At 74.3% G+C, this 21,863-nt stretch carries 9 protein-coding genes; all 9 read left to right on the top strand.

All coding sequences use genetic code 11. The features are described 5' to 3' along the window. The first annotated feature begins 38 nt into the window (after positions 1 to 38). Genes Sru02f_RS21330 through Sru02f_RS21290 form a run of 9 tightly spaced genes read left to right on the top strand, consistent with a single transcriptional unit; the run spans position 39 to position 21,848 of the window. Positions 39 to 6,761, top strand: coding sequence for a non-ribosomal peptide synthetase (locus Sru02f_RS21330; protein WP_109032433.1), 6,723 nt, complete (start codon positions 39 to 41; stop codon positions 6,759 to 6,761). Further along, a complete protein-coding gene (locus Sru02f_RS21325; RefSeq protein ID WP_109032434.1) occupies positions 6,758 to 12,286 on the top strand; it encodes a non-ribosomal peptide synthetase in 5,529 nt (1,842 codons plus the stop codon). Before Sru02f_RS21330 ends, Sru02f_RS21325 begins: the two co-directional genes overlap by 4 nt. Beyond that, positions 12,283 to 13,434: a saccharopine dehydrogenase NADP-binding domain-containing protein gene (locus Sru02f_RS21320; RefSeq protein WP_109032435.1), complete on the top strand. Its 1,152-nt coding sequence runs from the start codon at positions 12,283 to 12,285 to the stop codon at positions 13,432 to 13,434. The genes Sru02f_RS21325 and Sru02f_RS21320 overlap by 4 nt, the downstream gene beginning before the upstream one ends. After that, positions 13,431 to 15,446, top strand: a complete 2,016-nt coding sequence (locus tag Sru02f_RS21315; protein ID WP_109032436.1) for a Gfo/Idh/MocA family oxidoreductase — start codon at positions 13,431 to 13,433, stop codon at positions 15,444 to 15,446. Before Sru02f_RS21320 ends, Sru02f_RS21315 begins: the two co-directional genes overlap by 4 nt. 8 nt (positions 15,447 to 15,454) lie before the next feature. Continuing rightward, positions 15,455 to 16,690: a cytochrome P450 gene (locus Sru02f_RS21310; RefSeq protein WP_109032437.1), complete on the top strand. Its 1,236-nt coding sequence runs from the start codon at positions 15,455 to 15,457 to the stop codon at positions 16,688 to 16,690. Next, positions 16,687 to 17,520 (top strand): thioesterase II family protein, encoded by an 834-nt coding sequence (locus Sru02f_RS21305; RefSeq protein WP_109032438.1) that lies wholly within the window; start codon positions 16,687 to 16,689, stop codon positions 17,518 to 17,520. Before Sru02f_RS21310 ends, Sru02f_RS21305 begins: the two co-directional genes overlap by 4 nt. Positions 17,521 to 17,530: 10 nt before the next feature. Further along, positions 17,531 to 18,259, top strand: a complete 729-nt coding sequence (locus tag Sru02f_RS21300) for a class I SAM-dependent methyltransferase (RefSeq protein ID WP_109032439.1) — start codon at positions 17,531 to 17,533, stop codon at positions 18,257 to 18,259. Next, positions 18,256 to 20,088, top strand: a complete 1,833-nt coding sequence (locus Sru02f_RS21295) for an ABC transporter ATP-binding protein (RefSeq protein ID WP_109032440.1) — start codon at positions 18,256 to 18,258, stop codon at positions 20,086 to 20,088. The genes Sru02f_RS21300 and Sru02f_RS21295 overlap by 4 nt, the downstream gene beginning before the upstream one ends. Continuing rightward, positions 20,085 to 21,848 (top strand): ABC transporter ATP-binding protein, encoded by a 1,764-nt coding sequence (locus Sru02f_RS21290; protein WP_109032441.1) that lies wholly within the window; start codon positions 20,085 to 20,087, stop codon positions 21,846 to 21,848. The genes Sru02f_RS21295 and Sru02f_RS21290 overlap by 4 nt, the downstream gene beginning before the upstream one ends. Positions 21,849 to 21,863: the final 15 nt, after the last annotated feature.

The raw sequence follows: 21,863 nt of genomic DNA, 5'->3' as shown, positions 1-21,863 counted from the left end.
ATTTCTATCTAGCACCGTCCGACCGGAAGGCAGCACCAGTGAGCGATGAAGCAGTCGTCCAGGCGCGGACAGCGGAAGGAGACGTCGGCAGCCGCGCCCGCCACGCACCCGCCGCGGTGCGGGAAGCCGTGGCGGGCGTGCTGGAGATCGCACCGGAGGAGCTGGAGGACGACCGAGACCTCTTCGAACTCGGCCTCGACTCGCTGGCCTTGATGTCCCTGGTCGGTACCTGGCGGCGCGAGGGCAGCACGGTCACCTTCCAGGACCTCACGAGCAGGCCGACCCTGCGGGACTGGACGACCCTGCTCGCGCGGGCCGCGAACGACGACACGGCCACCACCGTCCCGCCCGGGCCGCCCGCGCCGGTGGCCGGTGCGGATCCGGACACGGACTCCTTCCCGCTGGCCACGATGCAGCACGCCTACTGGATCGGCCGCCAGGACGGACAGCCCCTCGGCGGCGTCGCCGCGCACTTCTACGTCGAACTCGACGGCCACGGCGTCGACCCGGCCCGGCTGGACACCGCCCTGCGGTCGCTCGTGCTGCGGCACGGCATGCTCAGGGCCGTCTTCGACGAGGACGGCCGTCAGCGCTTCGGTGCCGCCGGGGCGCCGCTCACCGTCCACGACCTGCGGGAACTCGCCCCCGTCGAGTCCGAGTCCGAGCTGGAACGGCTGCGCGAGCGCAACACCCACACCCGCCCGGACATCGGCGCCGGTGACGTCTTCCGCGCGGCCCTGTGCCTGCTCCCCGACGGCAGGACCCGCCTCCAGATCGACCTGGACATGATGGCCGGTGACGCGCTGAGCCTGCGGGTCCTCCTGTCCGACCTGCGCCGCTTCTACGAGTGTCCGGACGAACCGCCGCGCGAACTCGGGCTCGACTACCGGCGCTACCTCGCGGAGCACGACTCCCGGCGACGGACCGAGCGAGAGCGGGACGCCGCCTGGTGGCGCGAGCGCCTGCCGGATCTGCCGCGGGCCCCGCGGCTGCCGACGACCGTCGACCCGCTGACCCCGGTCACCGCGGACGACGGCACGCTGACCCACTCCCGCCGCCTGCACCACTGGCTCGGCCCCGCCGACAAGGCCGCCCTCCTCGGCGCCGCCCGTCGGCACGCAGTCACCCCCGCCGCCGCCCTCGCCACCGCCTTCGCCGAGGTGATCGCCGCCTGGAGCGACAGCCGGCGCTTCCTGCTCAACTTGCCGCTGTTCGACCGGGAGATGTTCGCACCCGAAGTCGCCGGACTCGTCGGCGACTTCAGCAGCTCGGTCCTGCTCGACGCGGACCTGAGCGCGCCCCTTCCCTTCTCCCGGCAGGCCCGCGGCCTCCAGGAGCGGTTGCAGGCCGGAATCTCCCACGGCGCGTACGGCGGTGTCGAGGTGCTGCGCGACCTCGCCCGCGCCGAGGGAGCACCGGTACTGGCCCCCGTCGTGTACACGAGCGCCATCGGTCTCGGGGAGATCTTCGAGCAGGACGTCCAGAAGTCCTTCGGCCACCCCTCCTGGATCATCTCGCAGGGCCCGCAGGTGTATCTGGACGCCCAGGTCACCGAACTCGACGGCGGTCTCCTCCTTAACTGGGACGTGCGGGACGGCGTGTTCGAGGCCGGTGTGCCCGACGCCGCGTTCGATGCCTACCGCCGCCTCGTCACCCGTCTGGTGACCGACCCCGACGCCTGGGACCGGCCCGTGGACGGCCTGCTCGACCCCGACGTGCTGCCCCGGCGCGCGGTGGCCGCCCTGCCCGCCGCGCCCGTCGCGGACCGCGCCCTGCACACCCGCTTCTTCCGGCTGGCCGAGACCGGGCCGGGCCGCACCGCGGTGGTCCGCACGACCGGCGACACCCTCACCTACGGCGAACTCGCCCACGCCGCCCGGCGGATCGCCGCGCTGCTGCACGCCCACGGCGTGCGGGAGGGCGACACCGTCGCCGTCACCCTGCCCAAGGGCGACGACCAGATCACCGCGGTCCTCGGCGTGCTGGCCGCGGGCGCGGCCTACGCCCCCGTCGGCGTGGAACAGCCCGCCGTGCGCCGGCGACGCATCCACGCGGTGGCCGGCGCCTCCGCCGTACTCACCGACCGGGACCACGCCCACCTGTGCGAGGAGGTCTCCCCGGCCCCGGTGGTGCTCGTGGAGGACGCCTCGGCGCTCCCTCCCGCGCCGGTCGTCCGGCCGGACCCCGGCCTGGCCGCCTACGTGCTGTTCACGTCCGGCTCGACGGGGCGGCCCAAGGCCGTCGAGGTGTCGCACCGGGCGGTCGTCAACACCATTGAGGCGATGGAGGCGCAGCTCGGGCTCGGCCCGGCGGACCGCACGCTCGCCATCTCCGCGCTGGACTTCGACCTCGCCACCTGGGACGTCTTCACCCCGCTGTCCCTCGGCGGTCAGGTGGTGGCCGTAGGACAGGAACACCGCCGCGACGCCCACCACTGGGCGCGGCTGGTGCGCACGCACGGCGTGACGCTGGTCCAGTGCGTGCCCGCCCTGCTGGACCTGCTGATGGCCGCGGGGGAGGACGACGGCCTCGGGGACTCCCTGCGCATGGTGCTGCTCGGCGGCGACTGGATCGGGCTCGACCAGCCCCGCAGACTCCGCGCGCTCGTCCCCGGCTGCCGTTTCGTGGCGCTCGGCGGCATGACCGAGGCCGCCGTCCACTCCACGGTGTTCGAGGTGGAGGAGACCGACCCCGCCTGGAAGTCCGTCCCCTACGGCGTTCCGCTGCGCAACATGCGGGCCCGCGTCGTGGACGGACGCGGCCGCGACTGCCCCGATCTCGTCCCGGGCGAGCTGTGGATCGGCGGGCCCGGCGTGGCCAACGGCTACCGCGCGGACCCCGAACGCACGGCGGAGCGCTTCGTCGACCACGACGGCGAACGCTGGTACCGCAGCGGCGACCTGGCCCGCTACCGGCCCGACGGCGTGCTGGAGTTCCTCGGCCGCGCCGACCACCAGGTGAAGATCGGCGGCCACCGCATCGAACTGGGGGAGGTCGAGTCCGCGCTGGAGGACGACCCCGCCGTCCTGCACGCGGTCGCGACCGTCCTCGACACCCCCGTACGGCACCTCGCCGCGGCCGTGTCCGCCCCCGCCGGCGCACCGCACCCGGACGAGATACGCCTGCGGGCGGCGGAACGCCTCCCGGCCCACATGGTCCCCGAGCGCGTCCTCGTCCTGCGCGACCTGCCGCTGACCGCCAACGGCAAGCTCGACCGGACGGCCGTCCGGCAGGCGCTGACCGAGACCGCCGACCGGCCCGGACCCGCCACGTCGGCGCCGGCCGGCCCGGTGGAGACCGCCGTCGCGGCCGAATGGGTCGACCTGCTCGGCGTGGCCGAAGTGGGACGCGAGAGCGGCTTCTTCCTGCTGGGCGGCGACTCACTCGTCGCGACGCGCATGATCGGCCGGCTGCGCGCCGCGGGCTTCCCGGGCGCCCGCGTGGCCGACCTGTTCGCCCGCCCCGTACTCCGGCACTTCTGCGAGACGCTGCGCCCCGCCACGACCACCGACGAAGGGCCCGCCGCGGGCACCTCTCCCGTCCTCGTGCCCGATCCGGACCACGCGCACGAGCCGTTCCCGCTGACCGACGTCCAGGCCGCTTACCACACCGGCCGCGACGCCCGGTTCACCCTCGGCGGCGTAGGCACCTGGCACTACACGGAGTTCGACGGCACCGACGTCGACCTGGACCGGCTGGAGCGCGCCTGGAACATCCTGGTGCGACGGCACGGCATGCTCCGCGCCGTCGTCGAGGACGGACACCAGCGTGTCCTGCCCGACGTACCGCCGGTGCGCATACCCGTGCACGACGCCCGAGCCGGTGGCGCGGCCGAGGCCCTGGCCGGCCTGCGCGCCCGCCTGTCCCAGCAGGTCCGCGACCCCGCCCGCTGGCCGCTGTTCGCCATCGAGGCGGTGCGCCACCGGGCGGACGAAGACGCCGAGGAGAGGGGCGGCGAGACACGGACCCGGATCGGCATCGGCCTGGACTACCTCGTGCTCGACGCGCTCTCCATCACCACGCTCTACGCCGAACTGAACGCGCTCTACGCCGACCCGGAACACCGACTTCCCCCCGTCGACGTGTCGTTCCGCGACTACCTGACCCGCCTCCCGGCCGACCCCGAGTCGACCGCGCGGGCCCGCGCCCACTGGCAGGCCCGCCTGCCGGAGCTGCCGCCGCCGCCCGCCCTGCCCTTCGACCGGGACCCGGCGACGCTCGACGCCCCCGTCTTCACCCGGCGCCGGCTGAGCCTGCCCGCCGGGGACTGGCAGGCCGTCAAGCGGGAGGCCGCCCGGCACGGCCTCACCCCGTCCACCGTCCTGCTCGCCCTGTACGCGGAGGTCCTGGCGGCCTGGAGCGGGACCGACGCCGTGACCGTCACGCTCACCCTCTTCAACCGGCGTGACGTCCACCCCCACATCCACCGGGTACTGGGCGACTTCACCTCCCTGTCCCTCGCCGGCTACCGGCGCGAGGGCGCCGACTGGCCCGCGGCGGCCGCCCAGCTGCAACGCCGCCAGGCCGAGGACCTCGACCACGCCGACGTGCCGATCGACTGGCTGCTGCGGGAGTTCGGCCGGCGCACGGGCACGGTGGACGCCGCCGCACCCGTGGTGTTCACCAGCGCCATCGGCGTCGGGGACGCGACGCTCGCCGGACCGGGCACCGGACTCCCCCCGAAGGTCTGGGGCATCTCCCAGTCCCCGCAGGTCTGCCTGGACAACCAGGTCACCGAGGAGTCCGGGAACCTCGTCGTCACCTGGGACGCCGTCGAGGAACCGTTCGCCGAGGGCGTGCTGGACGCGATGTTCTCCGCGTACGAACGGCTGCTGCGGCACCTCGTGGACGGTGACTGGCAGGCACCGCTCCCCGACCTGGTGCCCGCCGCCCAGTACGAACGGCGGGAGGCCGCGGCACGGGAGGCCGCCCTGGAACCGGTGCCACCGCGCCCGCTGCACCAGATGTTCTTCACCCACGCGGCGGCCACCCCCGACCGCACCGCCCTCGTCACGACGGCGGGGCAGGAGGTGACCTACGGAGCCCTCGCCGCACAGGCGCTGCGCACCGCCGCCGCCCTCGCCGACGCCGGGGTGCGGCCCGGCGACCTGGTCGCGGTCACCCTGCCCAAGGGAACGAAACAGGTCGCGGCGGTCCTGGGCACGCTGGCGGCCGGCGCCGCCTACGTCCCCCTGAGCCTCCGACAGCCCGCCGCACGGCTGGAGCGGGTGCGTGCCACGGCCGGTTTCGACGTCGTCCTGGGCGCCTGGCCCGCCACGGACGGCACCGGCCCCCGCACCCTGTCCCCGGCCGACACGCAGGGCGGCGAGCCGCTGTCCACGCCGGTCGGAACGGCTCCCGACGCGCTCGCCTACGTGATCTTCACGTCGGGCTCCACCGGCGAGCCCAAGGGCGTCGAGATCACCCACGCCGCCGCCTGGAACACGGTCGCGGACATCAACGCCCGCCACGGCATCCGGGGCGACGACCGCGTATTCGCCCTGTCGGCACTGGACTTCGACCTGTCCGTGTACGACGTCTTCGGCCTGCTCGCCGCGGGCGGCTCCCTCCTGCTGCCCACCGAGGACCAACGCCGTGAACCGGCCCGCTGGCCGGACCTGCTGGACCGGTACGGCGTGACCGTCTGGAACACCGTCCCAGCCCTGCTCGACCTGCTGCTCGACGCCGACGGACAGGAGGGACGGGAAGGCCGCCGGATCGCGGGGCTGCGGACCGCCCTGGTCTCCGGCGACTGGATCGGCCTCGACCTGCCCGCCCGGCTGCGAGCACGGACCGGGCGGTCCTGCGCCTTCGTCGCCATGGGCGGAGCCACGGAAGCCGCCATCTGGTCCAACACCCTCACCGTCACGGAACCCGACCCCCGGTGGGTGTCCATCCCCTACGGACGCCCCCTGACCGGCCAGCACTACCGCGTGGTCGACCGGGACGGCCGCAACTGCCCCGACTGGGCGCCCGGCGAACTGTGGATCGGCGGCGCGGGACTGGCCCGCGGCTACCTGGCCGACCCGGCCCGCACCGCCGAGAAGTTCGTCGAACGGGACGGGCGGCGCTGGTACCGGACGGGAGACCTGGGCCGGTTCCGGGACGACGGACTGCTGGAGTTCCTCGGCCGGCTCGACAGCCAGCTGAAGATCGCCGGCCACCGCATCGAGGCCGGCGAGGTCGAGGCCGCGCTGGAGGCCCACCCGGCCGTCGCGCGCGCCGCCGCCCTGGCCGTGGGGGAGCGCACCGCCAGACGCCTGGTGGCGTTCGCCGTACCGCACGAACCACCGCCCGCCACCGACACCGGGACGGTCGAGAACCCCGGGCTCACCGAGGACCTCCTCGCCCTGCTGGCCGAGCGCGTACCGGTCTACGCCGTCCCGTCCCGCATCCTGGTGCTGCCCGCCCTGCCGCTCACCGCGAACGGCAAGGTCGACCGGGCCGCCCTGACCGCCCTCGCGGGACCCGAGGCGGTCTCCGCCGTCGCCGAGCCGCCACGGGGCGAGACCGAGACGGCCCTCGCCGCCCTCTGGCACGCATGCCTGCCGCACGGGTCGCCGGACCGCAACGCCAACTTCTTCACCGTCGGCGGCGACAGCCTCACCGCGCTGCGCCTGCTCACGGCGATCGAACGCCGCTTCGGGGCCACCGTGCCCGCCCGCCGCTTCTTCGCCGCACCGACCATCGCCGCGCTCGCCGCGGACATCACCCGAACGCTCGCGGCCCACGGGACCGCCTACGAGACCGGAGAGCTGTGAACATCGCTGAACTGCTGGCCCGATACGCGGACGAGGGCGTGACGCTCTGGGCCCAGGACGGACAACTGCGGTTCCGGGCCCCGCAGGGCCGGCTCACCGACACGCACCGAGCCGAACTGCGCACGCACAAGGAAGCCCTCCTGCGCCACCTGGAGGCGGCGGAACCCGCGCTGCGGGCCGACCCCGGCCACCGCCACGAACCCTTCCCGCTGACGGACATCCAGGCCGCCTACCTCGTCGGCCGCACCGACGCCTACGCCTACGGGGGCGTCGGCTGCCACGCCTACGTGGAGCTGGCATACCCGGACCTCGACATCGACCGCGTCACCTCCGTGTGGCGGCAACTCGTCCAGCGGCACGACATGCTCCGGGCCGTCATCCACCAGGACGGCCACCAGCGGGTCCTGCCCGAGGTGCCCGCGCTGCCCGTCGGGGCCGACGACCTGACCGCGCTGCCGGCCGCCACCGCCGAGGCACGGATGCGGCACACCCGGGCGCGGCTGTCCGCCCGCGAGGCGCCCACCGACCAGTGGCCCCTCTTCGACGTGCACGTGACCCGGACCGGTCGGCGGGCCGTACTGCACCTCTCCTTCGACATGCTCGTCGTCGACCACGCCAGCCTGCGGATCCTGCTCGCCGAGTTCCAGCGGAGCTACGGCGGCACCCCTCTCACCGACGCGCCGCGGATCACCTTCCGCGACTACGTCCTGGCCCGCCGCGCCCTCGCCGACACCGACGGCCACGCCCGCGACCGCGCCTACTGGACCGAACGGCTCGACACCCTGCCTCCCGCCCCCGAACTGCCCCTCGCCGAAGCCTGGCAGGCCGCGGTGGACGACCCGGGACAAGCAGGCCGCGGCCCGGCCTCCGGCGGCGACGCGGTGGCGTTCCGCCGACTGGAGGTGCTGCTGCCCGCGGCCGACCGGGACCGGCTCACCGAACGTGCCGCGCGGCGCGGGCTGACCCTCTCGACGGCCCTGCTCGCCGCGTACGCGGAGACGGTCGGCGCCTGGTCGCGCTCCAGCCGGTTCACGCTCAACGTGCCCACCGTCGACCGGCCCGCCCTGCACGAGGACATCGACCGACTCGTCGGCGACTTCACCTCGCTCGAACTCCTCGCCGTCGACCTCGACACCCCGGCCACCTTCGCCGAACGGACCGGAGCCGTCGGCGAACAGCTCCTCGAAGACCTGGCCCACCCCCTGTTCACCGGCTCGGAGGTGCTCGCCGAACTCTCCCGCAGGGCCGGCGGTCCGGTCCTCATGCCGGTCGTCTTCACCAGCGCCCTGGGCTCGGGCGCCACGTCCGAGGGCGTGCCCCCCGAGGTGGAGTACGCCGCGACCCGGACACCGCAGGTGTGGCTCGACTGCCAGGTCATGCACCGCGGCGACACCCTCAGCCTGTCCTGGGACATCCGGGAGGGCGCGCTCGCCCACGGGACGGCCGACGCCATGTTCGAGGCGTACACGGCACTCGTGCGTTCGCTGTCGGCCGAGGGCGAGACAGGCGAGAAGGCCTGGGACGCGCCCGTCCGCATCCCGCTGCCCGCGGCGCAGGCGGCGCGCCGGGCCGCGGTCAACGCGACCGAGGGCCCCCTCCCGGACGCCCTGCTCCACGTACCCGTACTCGCCCGGGCACGGACCACGCCGGACGCGATCGCGGTCCGCACCCCCGAACTGGCCCTCTCCTACCGGCAGCTCGTCGCCCGCGCCACGGGCCTCGCCCAGCAGCTGACGGCCTGCGGACTGCGCCCCGGGGAACCGGTGGCCATCTGGATGGACAAGGGCTGGGAACAGGTCGTCGCCGTCTTCGGCATCCTCATGGCGGGCGGCGCCTACCTGCCCGTCGACACGGCCCAGCCGGCGGCCCGCCGGGACACGATCATCGCGGACGCCGGCGTCCGCACCGTCCTCACCCAGTCCTGGCTCGCCGAACTCGAGGACCTCCCGTCGACGGTGTCGCCCGTCGCCGTGGACCTTGCCGGGGAGGCCACCGCGGACCGCCCGACCACCGCCCGCCGGGACCCGGACGACCTCGCCTACGTCATCTACACCTCGGGCTCCACCGGCACGCCCAAGGGCGTGATGATCAGCCACCGGGCCGCCCTCAACACCGTCGAGGACATCAACCGCCGCTTCGCCGTCGACGAGCGCGACCGCGTCCTCGGCATCGCCGGACTCGGCTTCGACCTGTCCGTCTACGACCTGTTCGGACCGCTCGCCGTGGGCGCCACCCTCGTCCTGCCCCAATCCGACCGGCGCGGCGACCCCTCCCACTGGGCCGAACTCGTCCGCGACTTCGGCGTCACGGTGTGGAACTCCGTGCCGGGCCAGCTCCACATGCTGTGCGACTGGCTCCGCTCCGAGCCGCCCACCGACGACGGCTCCCTGCGCCTGGCACTGATATCGGGCGACTGGATACCGGTCTCGCTGCCCGACCAGGCCCGTGAACTCCTGCCCGGACTGGAGATCGTCTCCCTCGGCGGAGCCACCGAGGGCTCCATCTGGTCCATCGCCCACCCGATCGGCGAGGTCGACACCGCCCGCCCCAGCATCCCGTACGGCAAGCCCCTGACCAACCAGACGTTCGCCGTGCTCGACCGGCACCTGCGGCCGCGGCCCGAGTGGGTTCCGGGCGAGCTGTACATCGGCGGTGCCGGTGTCGCCCTGGGCTACCTCGGCGACGGCGAGCGCACGGCACAGCGGTTCCTCACCGACTCCGCCACCGGAGAGCGGCTCTACCGCACGGGCGACCTCGGCCGCTACCTGCCCGACGGGACCATCGAGTTCCTGGGCCGGGAGGACGCCCAGATCAAGATCCGCGGCTACCGGGTCGAACTCGCCGAGGTGGAGGCCGCCGTACAGACCCACCCCGCGGTCGCCGCGGGCGCGGTCGTCGTGGACGACTCGGCGGCGGGCGGGCGGCGCCTGGCCGCGTTCGTCGAGACGGCACGCAAGGACGGCGGGCCCGCGGTGACGAGCCGCGAACAGGCGCGCACGGCAGCCGCCGAGGCGGTACGCGAAGCGGGCGCGGCCGTCGACGCCGCGCGGCTCACCGAATTCCTCGCCGCCCTCGACGACGTCGCCGTCGCCGAGATGACCCGGGTCCTCGCCGCCTCCGGCGTGTTCGACTCGGCCGCGGCACGCACGGCGGAGGAGGTGGGCACGGCACTGCGCGCCACACCGCGCCACCGGCACATCGTGCGCCGCTGGCTGCGCGCCCTCGCCGCCCGGGACCGGCTCACCCACCGGGCCGCCGACGCGACCTACACCGGCCTGCGCCCCGTCCCCGAGCCCGAGGCCGAACGCCGGTGGCGGCGGGCCGCCGACCTGGAGCACGAGATCGGGTGGAGCACCGAACTGCTCACCGTCATGCGCACCTGCGCCGAGCGGCTGCCCGAGCTGGTCTCCGGGGACGCAGGCATCCGGGACCTGCTCTTCCCGGGCGCGGCAACGGACGCCGCGGACGCCGCCTACCGGGACAACCTCGCCATCCGGCACCTCAACCGCGCCGTGGTCGCCGCGCTGCGCGAGATCGCCGCGGGGCACACCGGCGAGGAGCGGCTGCGGGTGCTGGAGGTCGGTGGCGGCGTCGGCGGCACCACCGGCGAACTGGTGCCCGTCCTCGCCGAGTACGGCGTCGACTACTTGTTCACCGATCCCTCGGCGTTCTTCCTGAACGAGGCCCGCGAGCGCTTCGCCGACCACGCCTGGGTCCGCTACCAGCGCTTCGACGTCGACGAGGACCCGCGCGCCCAGCACCTGCTGCCCAACACCTTCGACGTCGTGGTCTGCGCCAACACGCTGCACGCCGCCGCCGACGCGGACGCCGCCGTGGGCAGGCTCAGGGAACTGCTCGTACCGGGCGGACAGCTCGTGTTCGTCGAGAACACCCGCGACGAGAACCTCCCGCTGCTGGTCTCCATGGAGTTCCTGGAGGTCGCCGGACGGGCCTGGACCGACGTGCGCGAGCACACCGGGCAGTCGTTCCTCACCCACACCCAGTGGCGTGCCCTCCTCGACGGGCACGACGCGTCCGGGGTCACCTCGCTGCCCGACGCCGGGGACGCCCTGGCACGCACCGGGCAGGAGGTGTTCATCGCCACCATGAAGGACGACCGGCACCACGTGCCGGTGGGGGAACTGGCCCGAACGGCGGCCACCCGGCTCCCGGAGTACATGCTCCCCGCGGTGTGGCAGGTCGTCGACACCCTGCCCCGCACGGCCAACGGCAAGACCGACCGCGCGCGCCTGCGCTCCTGGCTGCCCCGGGAGAGCGCACCGGTCGTCGTGGACGAGCAGCCGAAGGACGAGCTGGAGCACAGCCTGGCCGACCTGTGGGCGGAACTCCTCGCGGTCGAAGGCGTCACCCGCAACGACGACTTCTTCGACCTGGGCGGCGACTCGCTCCTGGTGGCCCGGATGGTGGGCCGGCTGCGGGAACGCGTACCGCAGGCGGCGGACCTGGAGTGGGAGGTCGTCCTGCGCCACATGCTGCGCCGCCCCACGGTCGCGGGTCTCGCCGCGTTCCTGCGCGGCCTGGCCGGGCCCGAGGACACGCCCGCGTCCGGTGCCGTACGCACGGACCCGGTGATCCACCTGCACGGCTCCCCCTCCGAGGACGAGCCGACGACCGTGCTGGTGCACGCCGGAACCGCCACGATCATGCCGTACCGGGCGCTGATCACCGAGATCAGGCGCCGCTCGCCGGGCCTCGCCGAGGTCGTCGGTGTGGAGGTCCCGGACCTGAGCGGATTCCTCGCCGCACCGCCGGACGGACTCATCGAGCGGATGGCGGCCGACTACGCACGGGCGCTGACGGCGGACGGCCGCCGCCGCTTCCACGTCGTCGGCTACTGCCTGGGTGGCCTGATCGCCACCGAAGTGGCCCGCAACCTGGCCGAGTCGGGAGCAGAGGTGGAGAGCCTCACCGTCATCAGCAGCCACAGCCCCCGCTTCCGCCTGGACGACGAACTCCTCGCCGAGTACTCCTTCGCCGTCATGATGGGCATCGACCCGGCCGACCTCGGGTTCCCGGACGACCAGTACCGGGTGGCCGCCGCGGCCGACGCCGTCCTGGCCGCCAGTCCCGGTGTGCTGCCGGACGGCGGACTCGCCGCACTGGGCGAGGAGTTCGAGGACGTCGCGAGCTGCTTCCGGCGACTCGCCGACGTTCCCCGCGCCACCCGTATCGCCCGGATGTGCGAGGCGGTGCCCGCGTCGGCCGGCACCTACGAACCCGACCACATGACACGGCTCTTCCTCGCCTTCCGCCAGAGCGTCTTCGCCATCACCCGCTACCGGGCGGAGCCCTACGCGGGTGACATCACCTTCCTGCGCCACGACGGCGCCTACCCCTTCCCCGGCAGCAAGGACGCCGTCACCGCCTACTGGGAGGAACTGGCCCTGGGGGACCTGGACATCGTCGACATCGGCGGCGACCACTACAGCTGCCTGTCCGTCGAACACGCCCCCGGGATCCTCAAGACCCTCGGCGAGCTGACCCAGGGGGCGATCACCCGATGACCAAGCCCGTGATCGGAGTCCTGGGTGCCGCCGGGGCGGTGGGCCGCGCCGCCGTACGCGAGTTGCGCGCGCTCGGCCACACCGGGCTCCGCCTGGGCGGCCGGACCGTCTCCACCCTGCGCGCGGTCGCCGAGGAGGAACCCGCGGGCCGTGACGAGGCCGTGTGGGCGGACGCCGACGCACCGGACGGCCTGCGCGCCTTCACCGAGGGCTGCGACATCGTCCTCAACTGCGTCGGGCCCACCTACCGGCTGCGCGCCACGGTGGCCTCCGCCGCACTCGCCGCCGCGGCGGACTGCGTCGACGTGGCCGGGGACGACCCGGCCGCCGAAGACCTCCGCGAGGCCGGTGACCCGGCCCGCGACGGCCGCACGGTCGTCCTGTCCGCCGGAGCCCTGCCCGGCCTGTCCAGCCTCCTGCCCCGCTGGCTGGCCGGGCAGGGCCTGGACGGCAGCTCCGCCCTGAGCGCGCACTGCGGCGGACTGGAGACCTGCTCGCCGACGGTGGCGCACGACCTCATGCTCTCCCTCACCTCCGGAGGCGCGGACGGCGCGGCCTACGGCGAGGCCCTCGCCGCCGTCCGCGGCGGCCGGCGCGTCCCGCGCGCCCTGCGCACGGCCGAGGACGCCGAACACCGGTCCTTCCCGGGCCGGGTGGCCCTCCAGCCCTACCTCAGCCAGGAGAGCGAACGCCTCGCCACCCTCCTCGGCCTCGACCGGCTCGACTGGTACAACGTCCACCCCGGCCCCGCCGTACGCGCGCTGCTCAACCAGCTGCCGGGCCGCCTCGCCGCCGGGGACGACCCGGCGGAGCTGGCCGACCGGCTGATCCTCGCCGCCGACCTGGACCTGGCCGGACGCAAGCCCTGGTACGTCATGGACTTCGAGCTGTCGGGCACCGTGTCGGGGCGTCCGGCCACCGCGGGACTGACCCTGCGCACGGCCAGCAGCTACCGGCTCACCGCGGCGGTGGGCGCGCTCGCGGTGGACGCGGTGCTGCGGGCCGGGGTACCGGCGGGCGTGCACTTCGCCTGCGACGTGCTCGACCCCGACGCCGTGGTGCGGCACCTGCGCGACGGGAACGTCGCCGACCTCCGGCCCACTGGAGCGGCGGCCGGTGCCGACCGGGTGGAAGAGGGCGTGCTGTGAACACATCGACGCCCTTCAGGGTGCTGGTCTGCGGCACCAACTTCGGCCGCTTCTACGCCGAGGCGGTCCACCGGCGCCCCGGATACGCGCCGGCCGGCATCCTGAGCCGGGGCTCGGCCGCCTCGCGGGCCTGCGCGGAGCGACTCGGCGTCCCCCACTACACGGACGTCGCCGACCTCCCGGCCGGCATCGACGCCGCGTGCGTGGCGGTGAGCTCCGCCATCTCGGGCGGGCAGGGCACCGAGCTGGCCCGGGCGCTGATGGACCGGGGCATCCACGTCCTCCAGGAACACCCCGTCCACCTCACCGAGTTGACCGACAACCTCACACACGCACGCCGCCGGGGAGTGCAGTACCGCCTCAACACCCACTACCCGCACGTCGCCCCGGTCCGTGACTTCGTCGACGCCGCCCGCAGGCTCGTCGCACAACAGCGCCCGCTCTTCGTGGACGCCGCCACCCCGGTCCACCTGATGCACCCCCTGGTGGACGTCCTCGGGCGGGCGATGGGCACCCTGCGGCCCTGGCGCTTCGCGGACCCGGCTCCGCTGCCCGCCGACATCGGTCCGCAGCCGTTCCGCACCCTGCACGGCATGCTGGCGGGCGTACCCCTCACCCTGCGCGTGCACCACCAGCTCGACCCGTCCGACCGGGACAACCACGCACTGCACTGGCACCGGATCTCGATCGGCACGGAAGGCGGAGTCCTCACCCTGGCCGACACCCACGGCCCCGTGCTGTGGAGTCCCCGGCTGCACGTCGGACGTGACGCCGACCGGCGCTTCGTCCTCGACGGTCCCGGCACCGGCCACCTGGGCCTGGGCACCACGGCCGTGGTGGGGACCACGGGCACCTTCCGCACCGTCTTCTCCGACCTGTGGCCGGAAGCGGTCGGTCATGCTCTCGACGGGCTCCGCGCGGCCGTCGAGCAGGGCGGCGACGCCCTTCGCGCGGGGCAGTACGACCTGGCCGTGTGCCGCATCTGGACCGACCTCGCCGCACGGCTCGGGCCGCCCGACATCGTCCGTCCGGCCACCCCGCGGCCCCTCGCGGTCAGCGACGTCTTCCCCGCCCCGGAGGGGACTCGCGCCGACACGGACCGCGTCGACACGGCTCGAATCAACACGCACCGTACGGCCACGGACGGCGCCGACCCGGATGGGGCCGACACGCACCGCACGGCCACGGACGGCGCCGACGCACACCGCACCCGCGCCCCTTCGAGCGCCTCGCCCTACACCCCGTCGGCCGAGTTCTTCGACCTCGTCGCCGCCGAGCACACCGCGACCGCGAGCGCACCCGCCGTCGCCGCGCTCCTGGCCGACGCCGACCTGAGCGGTGGCCCCGTGGTCGACATCGGCGCCGGCACCGGACTGGTGACCGAGGCCGTCGCCCGGGCCCGGCCGGACGCCGAGATCCTGGCCTGCGAACCGGCGGTCGGTATGCGCGCGGTGCTCACCAGCCGGGTCTTCAGCGACCCGGACCTGCGCTCCCGCGTCACCGTCACCGCGGACGCCGCGCCCGACCTGGAGCTCCCGGACCGGGTGAGCGCCGTCCTGCTGTGCGGCGTCCTCGGCCACCTCGACGCCGACGGACGGGCCAGGCTCTGGCGCCGACTGAACCGGCGGCTGGCACCCGGCGGACTGGTGGTCGTCGAACTCATGCAGTTCGAGGAGCCGTTGACCCTCCCCGAGACCAGGCTCGCCACCACGACCGCCGGGCGGCACCGCTACGAGTGGTCGTTCGGCGGAGCGCCGGACGAGACCGAGGACGGCGTGATGCGCCTGCACTCCACCTGGCGCGTCTACCGCGACGACGCCACCGAGGCGGAGCGCGAGGTGCACGACTCCTACCGGTGGGCGCCCTTCGGGCTGAAGGAGGTGGTCGCCGAGTCCGGGATGACCGCCCGCACCCTGCCCACCCGCCCCGGAGCACCCCCGCTGGCCGTACTCACCCGGGCACCGGACGCCCCGAACACCCCTGCCCCCGTTTCCACCTCCACCCACGGCTGAGGACCACGATGACACCCCCCGAATCCCCGGCGGCCTCCCGCACCCCCGGCGCCACCCCGCCCCGCGACTTCCCGATCCGGCGCGGCTGCCCCTTCGCCGCGCCCGCGGAGTACGCCGCGCTGCGCACCGACGACCCGGTCGCCCGCGTCACCCTGCCGACCCGGCGGGAAGCCTGGGTGGTGACCCGCTACGACGACGTACGGGAACTGCTCTCCGACCCGCGCGTCAGCGCCGACATCCGCCGCCCGGGCTTCCCCGCTCTCGGCGAGGGCGAGCAGGAGGCCGGGGCCAGGTTCCGTCCCTTCATCCGCACCGACGCCCCCGAGCACACCCGCTACCGGCGCATGCTCCTGCCCGCGTTCACCGTGCGCCGGGTCCGAGCGATGCGGCCCGCCGTACAGGCACGGGTGGACGAGATCCTGGACGGCATGCTGGCCGCCGGCGGCCCGGTGGACCTGGTGAGCGCGTACGCCAACGCCGTCTCCACGTCGGTGATCTGCGAACTGCTCGGCATCCCGCGGCACGACCTGGAGTTCTTCCGGGACGTCACCCGGATCTCCGGCTCCCGCAACAGCACCGCCGAGCAGGTCTCCGAGGCCCTCGGCGGCCTGTTCGGCCTGCTCGCCGGGCTGGTCGCCGAGCGCCGGGAGGAACCCCGCGACGACCTGATCTCGAAGCTCGTCACCGACCACATGGTCCCCGGCAACGTGACGACGGAGCAGCTGCTGTCCACCCTCGGCATCACCATCAACGCCGGCCGCGAGACCACCACCAGCATGATCGCCCTGAGCACCCTGCTCCTCCTGGACCGGCCGGAGCTGTCGGCGGAACTGCGCAAGGACCCCGCCCTGATGCCCGCGGCCGTCGACGAACTCCTGCGCGTCCTGTCCGTCGCCGACTCCATTCCGCTGCGCGTCGCCGCCGAGGACATCGAGCTGTCCGGCCGCACCGTCCCCGCCGACGACGGCGTCATCGCGCTCCTCGCCGGTGCCAACCACGACCCCGAGCAGTTCGACGACCCCGAGCGGGTCGACTTCCACCGCACGGACAACCACCACGTGGCCTTCGGCTACGGAGTGCACCAGTGCATCGGCCAGCACCTGGCGCGGCTGGAGCTGGAGGTCGCCCTGGAGACACTCGTCCGCCGCGTCCCCACGCTGCGCCTCGCGGGGGAGCGGGACCAGGTCGTCGTCAAGCACGACTCGGCCACCTTCGGCCTCGAAGAACTGATGGTGACCTGGTGACCGCCGCCTCCCCGTCGAACTCCTCCGCCCGCGCCGGGCGTGCCGACAGCCCGTGGATCAGACGGTGGAACGAGGGCTCCGCCTCCCGGCTCACACTGATCTGCCTGCCGCACGCCGGCGGCAGTGCGGGCTTCTACCGGCCCTGGGCGGCACTCATGCCCCCGGAGGTCGAACTCGTCGCCATCCAGTACCCGGGCCGCGAGGACCGCTTCGACGACCCGGAGAGCGCCGGCATGGGCGAGCTGGTGACCGCGGTGGCGGACGCCGTACTGCCGCTGCTCGACCGGCCCTACGCCCTCTTCGGACACAGCATGGGCTCCGCCGTGGCCTGGGAACTGGCCCACGAACTGGACCGCCGCCGAGCCCCCGGCCCGCGCCGGCTCTTCGCCTCCGGCCGGGCCGCCCCCGGCACCGCGGTGACCGGGCACCTGCACCGCCAGGACGACGACGTGCTGTGCGCGGAACTGGCCAGGCTGGGCGGCACCAGCCGTGAGGTCCTCGACGACCCGGGGCTGCGCTCCCTCGTCCTCACCGCCGTCCGCCACGACTACCGGATCATCGAGACCCACCGGCCCGGGGCGCGGCCGCCGCTGTCCTGCCCGATCCACGTGCTGACCGGCGACGCGGACCCGGAACTCGGCGAGCGGCGCAGCCGCGCGGGGGCCGGCGGCTGGGCGGACCTCACCACCGCCCGCACCGAGGTCCGGGTCTTCCCCGGCGACCACTTCTACCTCACGCCGCGACGCCGCGAGGTGGTCGCCACCGTGCTGCGCAGGATGGACCCCTCGCTGACCACGGACGCCCGGCGCACCTGGCCGAGCACCCCGTGAGGAGACTTTCGTGATCGACTACTACTCGACCTCGGCCGAGTTCTACGAGCTGGTCGCCACCCGGCACACCGCCAGCAGCGGCCCCCCGCTGACCCGCGTCCTGACGGGCCTGGACGTCACGCACGGCCCGGTCCTGGAGATCGGCGCGGGCACCGGACGCGTGACCGAGGTCGTCGCCGCCGCACTCCCCGAGGCGGAGATCCTCGCCGCCGAACCGTCGGCCACCATGCGGGCCATGCTCACCTCCCGGGTCGCCCGCGACCCGGACCTGAGGCGCAGGGTGACGGTGGTCGACGGCGCCGCGCAGGACCTCGTCCTGCCCGAACGGCTGTCCGCCGTCGTCGTCTTCGGCGTGGCCGGCCACCTCACCGTGCCCGAACGCGTCGCCCTGTGGAAGCGTCTCGCGGACCGCCTGCCGGACGGCGCGCCCATCGTCGTGGAACTGATGGGCGTCTCCTCGCCCCGCCACATCCCCCCGGTGATGTCGCTGCGGGAGACCATCGGCCGCCAGACCTACGAGTGGTGGATCGGCGGCGAACCCACCGAGGGCGACGCCATGCGGTTCACCACGACCTGGAAGGTCCTGCGCGACGGCCGCACCGTGCGCGAGGTCGCCGACAGCTACGACTGGCACACCTTCGACGTCGCCCGCCTGGCCCGCGAGGCCGGCATGACCAGCCGCCGCATCACCGAGGCGGGCGGCCGGCCCATCCCCGAAATCGGAGTACTCGTCAAGTGAAGTCACAACCGCCCGAGACCGGCCCGGGTCCGGTGTCCCGGGCCCCGGCAGCCCCCGGCGCGGGCACCGGGGCACCTACGCACCCCCCGCGTCCCCTGCGCGAGCTGACCGGTCCCGTCCGGAGCCGACTGGCCGTCTCCGTCGGCCTCCAGACCGTCGCGGCCCTGGCCGGAGTGGTCCCGTTCATCGCCGTCTCCGAGATCGCCGGCCGACTCACGACGGGCACCCCCGCCGACGGTGACACCCTGTGGCCGCTGGTCGCGCTGGCCTGCGCGGCGGGGCTCCTCGCCCTGGCGTGCGGCACCGCGGCCGGCGCCCTCGCCCACATCGCCGACAACGACCTCCAGCTCGCCCTTCGCCGCCGGCTCGCCCGGCACATCGGACGGCTGCCACTGGGCCGGCTCACGGACCGGGGCACCGGCGAGGTCAAGCAGGCGGTGCAGGACGACGTGAGCGCGCTGCACACGCTGTTCGCCCACACCCTGCTCGACGTCGTCGCCGTACTCACCGCACCGGTCCTGGCCCTGGCCTACCTGTTCACCGTCGACTGGCGCCTCGCCCTGGTCAGCGTCGTCCCCCTGCTGCTCGGCGTGCTCCTGTTCAGCCGGGCGATGGCGGGCGCCGCTGCCCAGATGGCCGAGTTCGGCGCCGCGCTGGGGCGGATCTCCACCGCCGCCGTGGAATTCGCCTCCGGCATCGCCGTGTTCAAGAGCTTCGGCCGCGGCCGCAAGGCCCACGAGCGCTTCGTCGACGCCACCGAGGGCTTCGCCGACTTCTTCTCCCGCTGGGTCCGCACCACCCTGGTCAGCTCCACCGCCGCCGTGCTGGTGGTCGCCCCGGCCGTGGTCCTGCTGCTCCTGACCGTGGTGGGCGCCGTGTTCGTCACCCAGGACCGGATGACCGGCGCCGAACTCGTCCCCTTCCTGCTGCTGGGCCCCGCCGTCGCCGCCCCCATGGGCGTGGTGGGCCCCCGCATCCAGCAGATCCGGGCCGGCCAGGCCGCCGCCGTACGCATCACGGAGCTGCTGCACGCCCCGACCCTCCCCGAGCCCGCCACCCCCGTCCTGCCCGACGGCCACCACGTCCGGCTGCGCGGGGTCACCTTCTCCTACGACGGGCGCACCGACGTCCTGCGCGACGTCGACCTCGATCTCGCCCCCGGCACGGTCACCGCGCTGGTCGGACCCTCCGGCTCCGGCAAGTCCACCCTGGCCTCGCTCCTGCCCCGCTTCCACGACGCCACCGCCGGCACGGTGACCCTCGGCGGCGCCGACCTCCGCGACATCCCCGCGACCGAGCTGTACCGCCGGGTCGGCTTCGTCCTCCAGGACGTACGGCTGCTGCGGGCGAGCGTCACCGACAACATCCGGCTGGGCCGCCCCGAGGCCACCGACGAGGAAGTCGAGCGGTGCGCCCGCGCCGCCCGCATCCACGACCGCGTCACGGCACTGCCCGACGGCTACGCGACTGAACTCGGCACGGCCGTCACCCTCTCCGGCGGTGAGGCACAACGCCTCTCGATCGCCAGAGCCCTGCTCGCCGACGCCCCCGTCCTCGTGCTCGACGAGGCGACCGCGTACGCCGACCCGCACTCCGAGGCACTGATCCAGGACGCCTTGTCCGCGCTCGCGGCCGGCCGCACCCTGCTCGTCATCGCCCACCGGCTGTCGACCGTCCGCTCCGCCGACCGGATCGTGGTCCTGGAGGACGGACGCGTCACCGAACAGGGCCGTCACGACGACCTCGTCGCCGCGGGTGGCCGGTACGCCGCCCTCTGGGACGCCCAGAGCAGCAGCACGGACGCCATCCGAGAAGGAAGTGCACGATGATCCGTCAGCTCTACCGGGTCCTCGGGCCGGAAGGCTCCCGCCCGCTGAACCGGCTGCTCGTCCTCCAGTGCGCCGCCGCCGTCCTCCAGGGTGTGGCCTTCGCCCTCCTGGTGCCCGTACTGCGTGCCCTGCTCGGTCCCGATCCCGACGACGTGTGGCCCTGGCTGGCGGCGTTCGCCGGCTGCGCGGTCGCGCACGCCGCGCTCCAGGGCGCGGCCGTCAGCGGCGGCTTCACGGTCGGTTCCCGGCTCTCCCGGGTGCTGCACCACCGCATGGCGGACCAGGCACTGCGTCTGCCCCTCGGCTGGTTCGACGCCGGCCGCACGGCCGAGTTCAGCAGGCTCGCCGGACAGAACGTCATCCAGGTGATGAGCACACCGGCCCACCTGCTGCGCCCGTTCATCAGCTCCCTGCTCACCCCGGCGACGCTGGTGGCCGCCACGTTCTTCTTCGACGTCCGCACCGCCCTGGTGCTGCTGGTCTGCGCGCCCGTGCTGTTCGCCGTCCAGGCGGCGAGCAGCGCCGTGATGCGCCGGCTCGACCTGGGCCGCGACGCCGCGATCGGCGAGTCCGCCGACCGGGTCCTGGAGTACGCGCGCAACCAGCCGGTACTGAGGGCGTTCGGCCGGACCGCCGAGGGATACGGCGCCCTCGACGACGCCCTGGCGGCCGAGGCCCGCGCGGACCGGCGGCTCATCGCGCGGGGGCTGCCCGGACTGGTCTCGTTCTCCTTCGCCACCCGGCTCGTGTTCGCCCTGCTGCTCGCCCTCGGGGTGTCCTGGCAGCTCGACGGCTCCCTCACCGTGCCCACCCTGCTGGCGCTCCTGGTGCTGCTGGTCCGCCTGATCGACGGCGTGTCGTCGGCCGCCGAGGCCGGCGCCGGGATGCGCATCGCCCGCAACACCCTGGAACGCCTCGGCGCCGTCCTCGACGAACCGCCGTTCCCACAGCCCGCCGAGCCGCGGACGCCGCGCGACGCGAGCGTGGAGTTCGACAAGGTCGGCTTCCACTACGACGGCGGCGCCGACCCGGTGACCGGAGCAGCCGCACGCCCGGTCCTGAACGACGTGACCTTCCGCCTGCCCGAGCGCAGCATGACGGCGCTGGTCGGGCCCTCCGGCGCGGGCAAGACCACGATCGCCGGGCTGCTCGCCCGCTTCCGGGACACCACCGAGGGCACCGTCCGCATCGGCGGCGTCGACGTCCGCGAGATCGGCGCCGACGACCTCGCGGCCCACGTGTCCCTCGTCTTCCAGGACGTCTACCTCTTCGACGGCACGATCGAGGAGAACGTCCGCATCGCCGCCCCGCACGCGGACCGTGGCCAACTGGCCGAGGCCGCGGCGCTCTCCGGCCTCGACCGCGTGATCGAGGAGCTGCCCGAGGGGTGGGCCACGAAGGTGGGCGAGGGCGGCGCGCGACTGTCCGGCGGACAGCGGCAGCGCGTGTCCATCGCCCGCGCACTCCTCAAGGACGCCCCGATCCTCGTCCTCGACGAGGCCACCGCCGCCCTCGACCAGGAGAACGAGGCGCTGTTCGCCCAGGCCGTGCGGGCCCTGGCGGCCCGCAGGACCCTCCTGGTCATCGCGCACCGGCTGAGCACCGTCGTGAGCGCCGACCAGATCCTGGTCCTGGAGGACGGCGAGATCACCGAACGGGGCACGCACGACGACCTGGTGGCGGCGGCAGGCACGTACGCCTCCTTCTGGGAACGGCGCGCGCAGGCCCACGGCTGGCGACTGGAGTCGGCCTCGTCATGACCCGACCCGACATCC

The sequence above is a fragment of the Streptomyces rubrogriseus genome, assembly GCF_027947575.1.
In the GTDB taxonomy this organism is placed as follows: Bacteria; Actinomycetota; Actinomycetes; order Streptomycetales; family Streptomycetaceae; genus Streptomyces; species Streptomyces rubrogriseus.
Note: the sequence above shows the minus strand (reverse complement) of the source record. Positions and strands in the feature narration are given on the sequence as shown.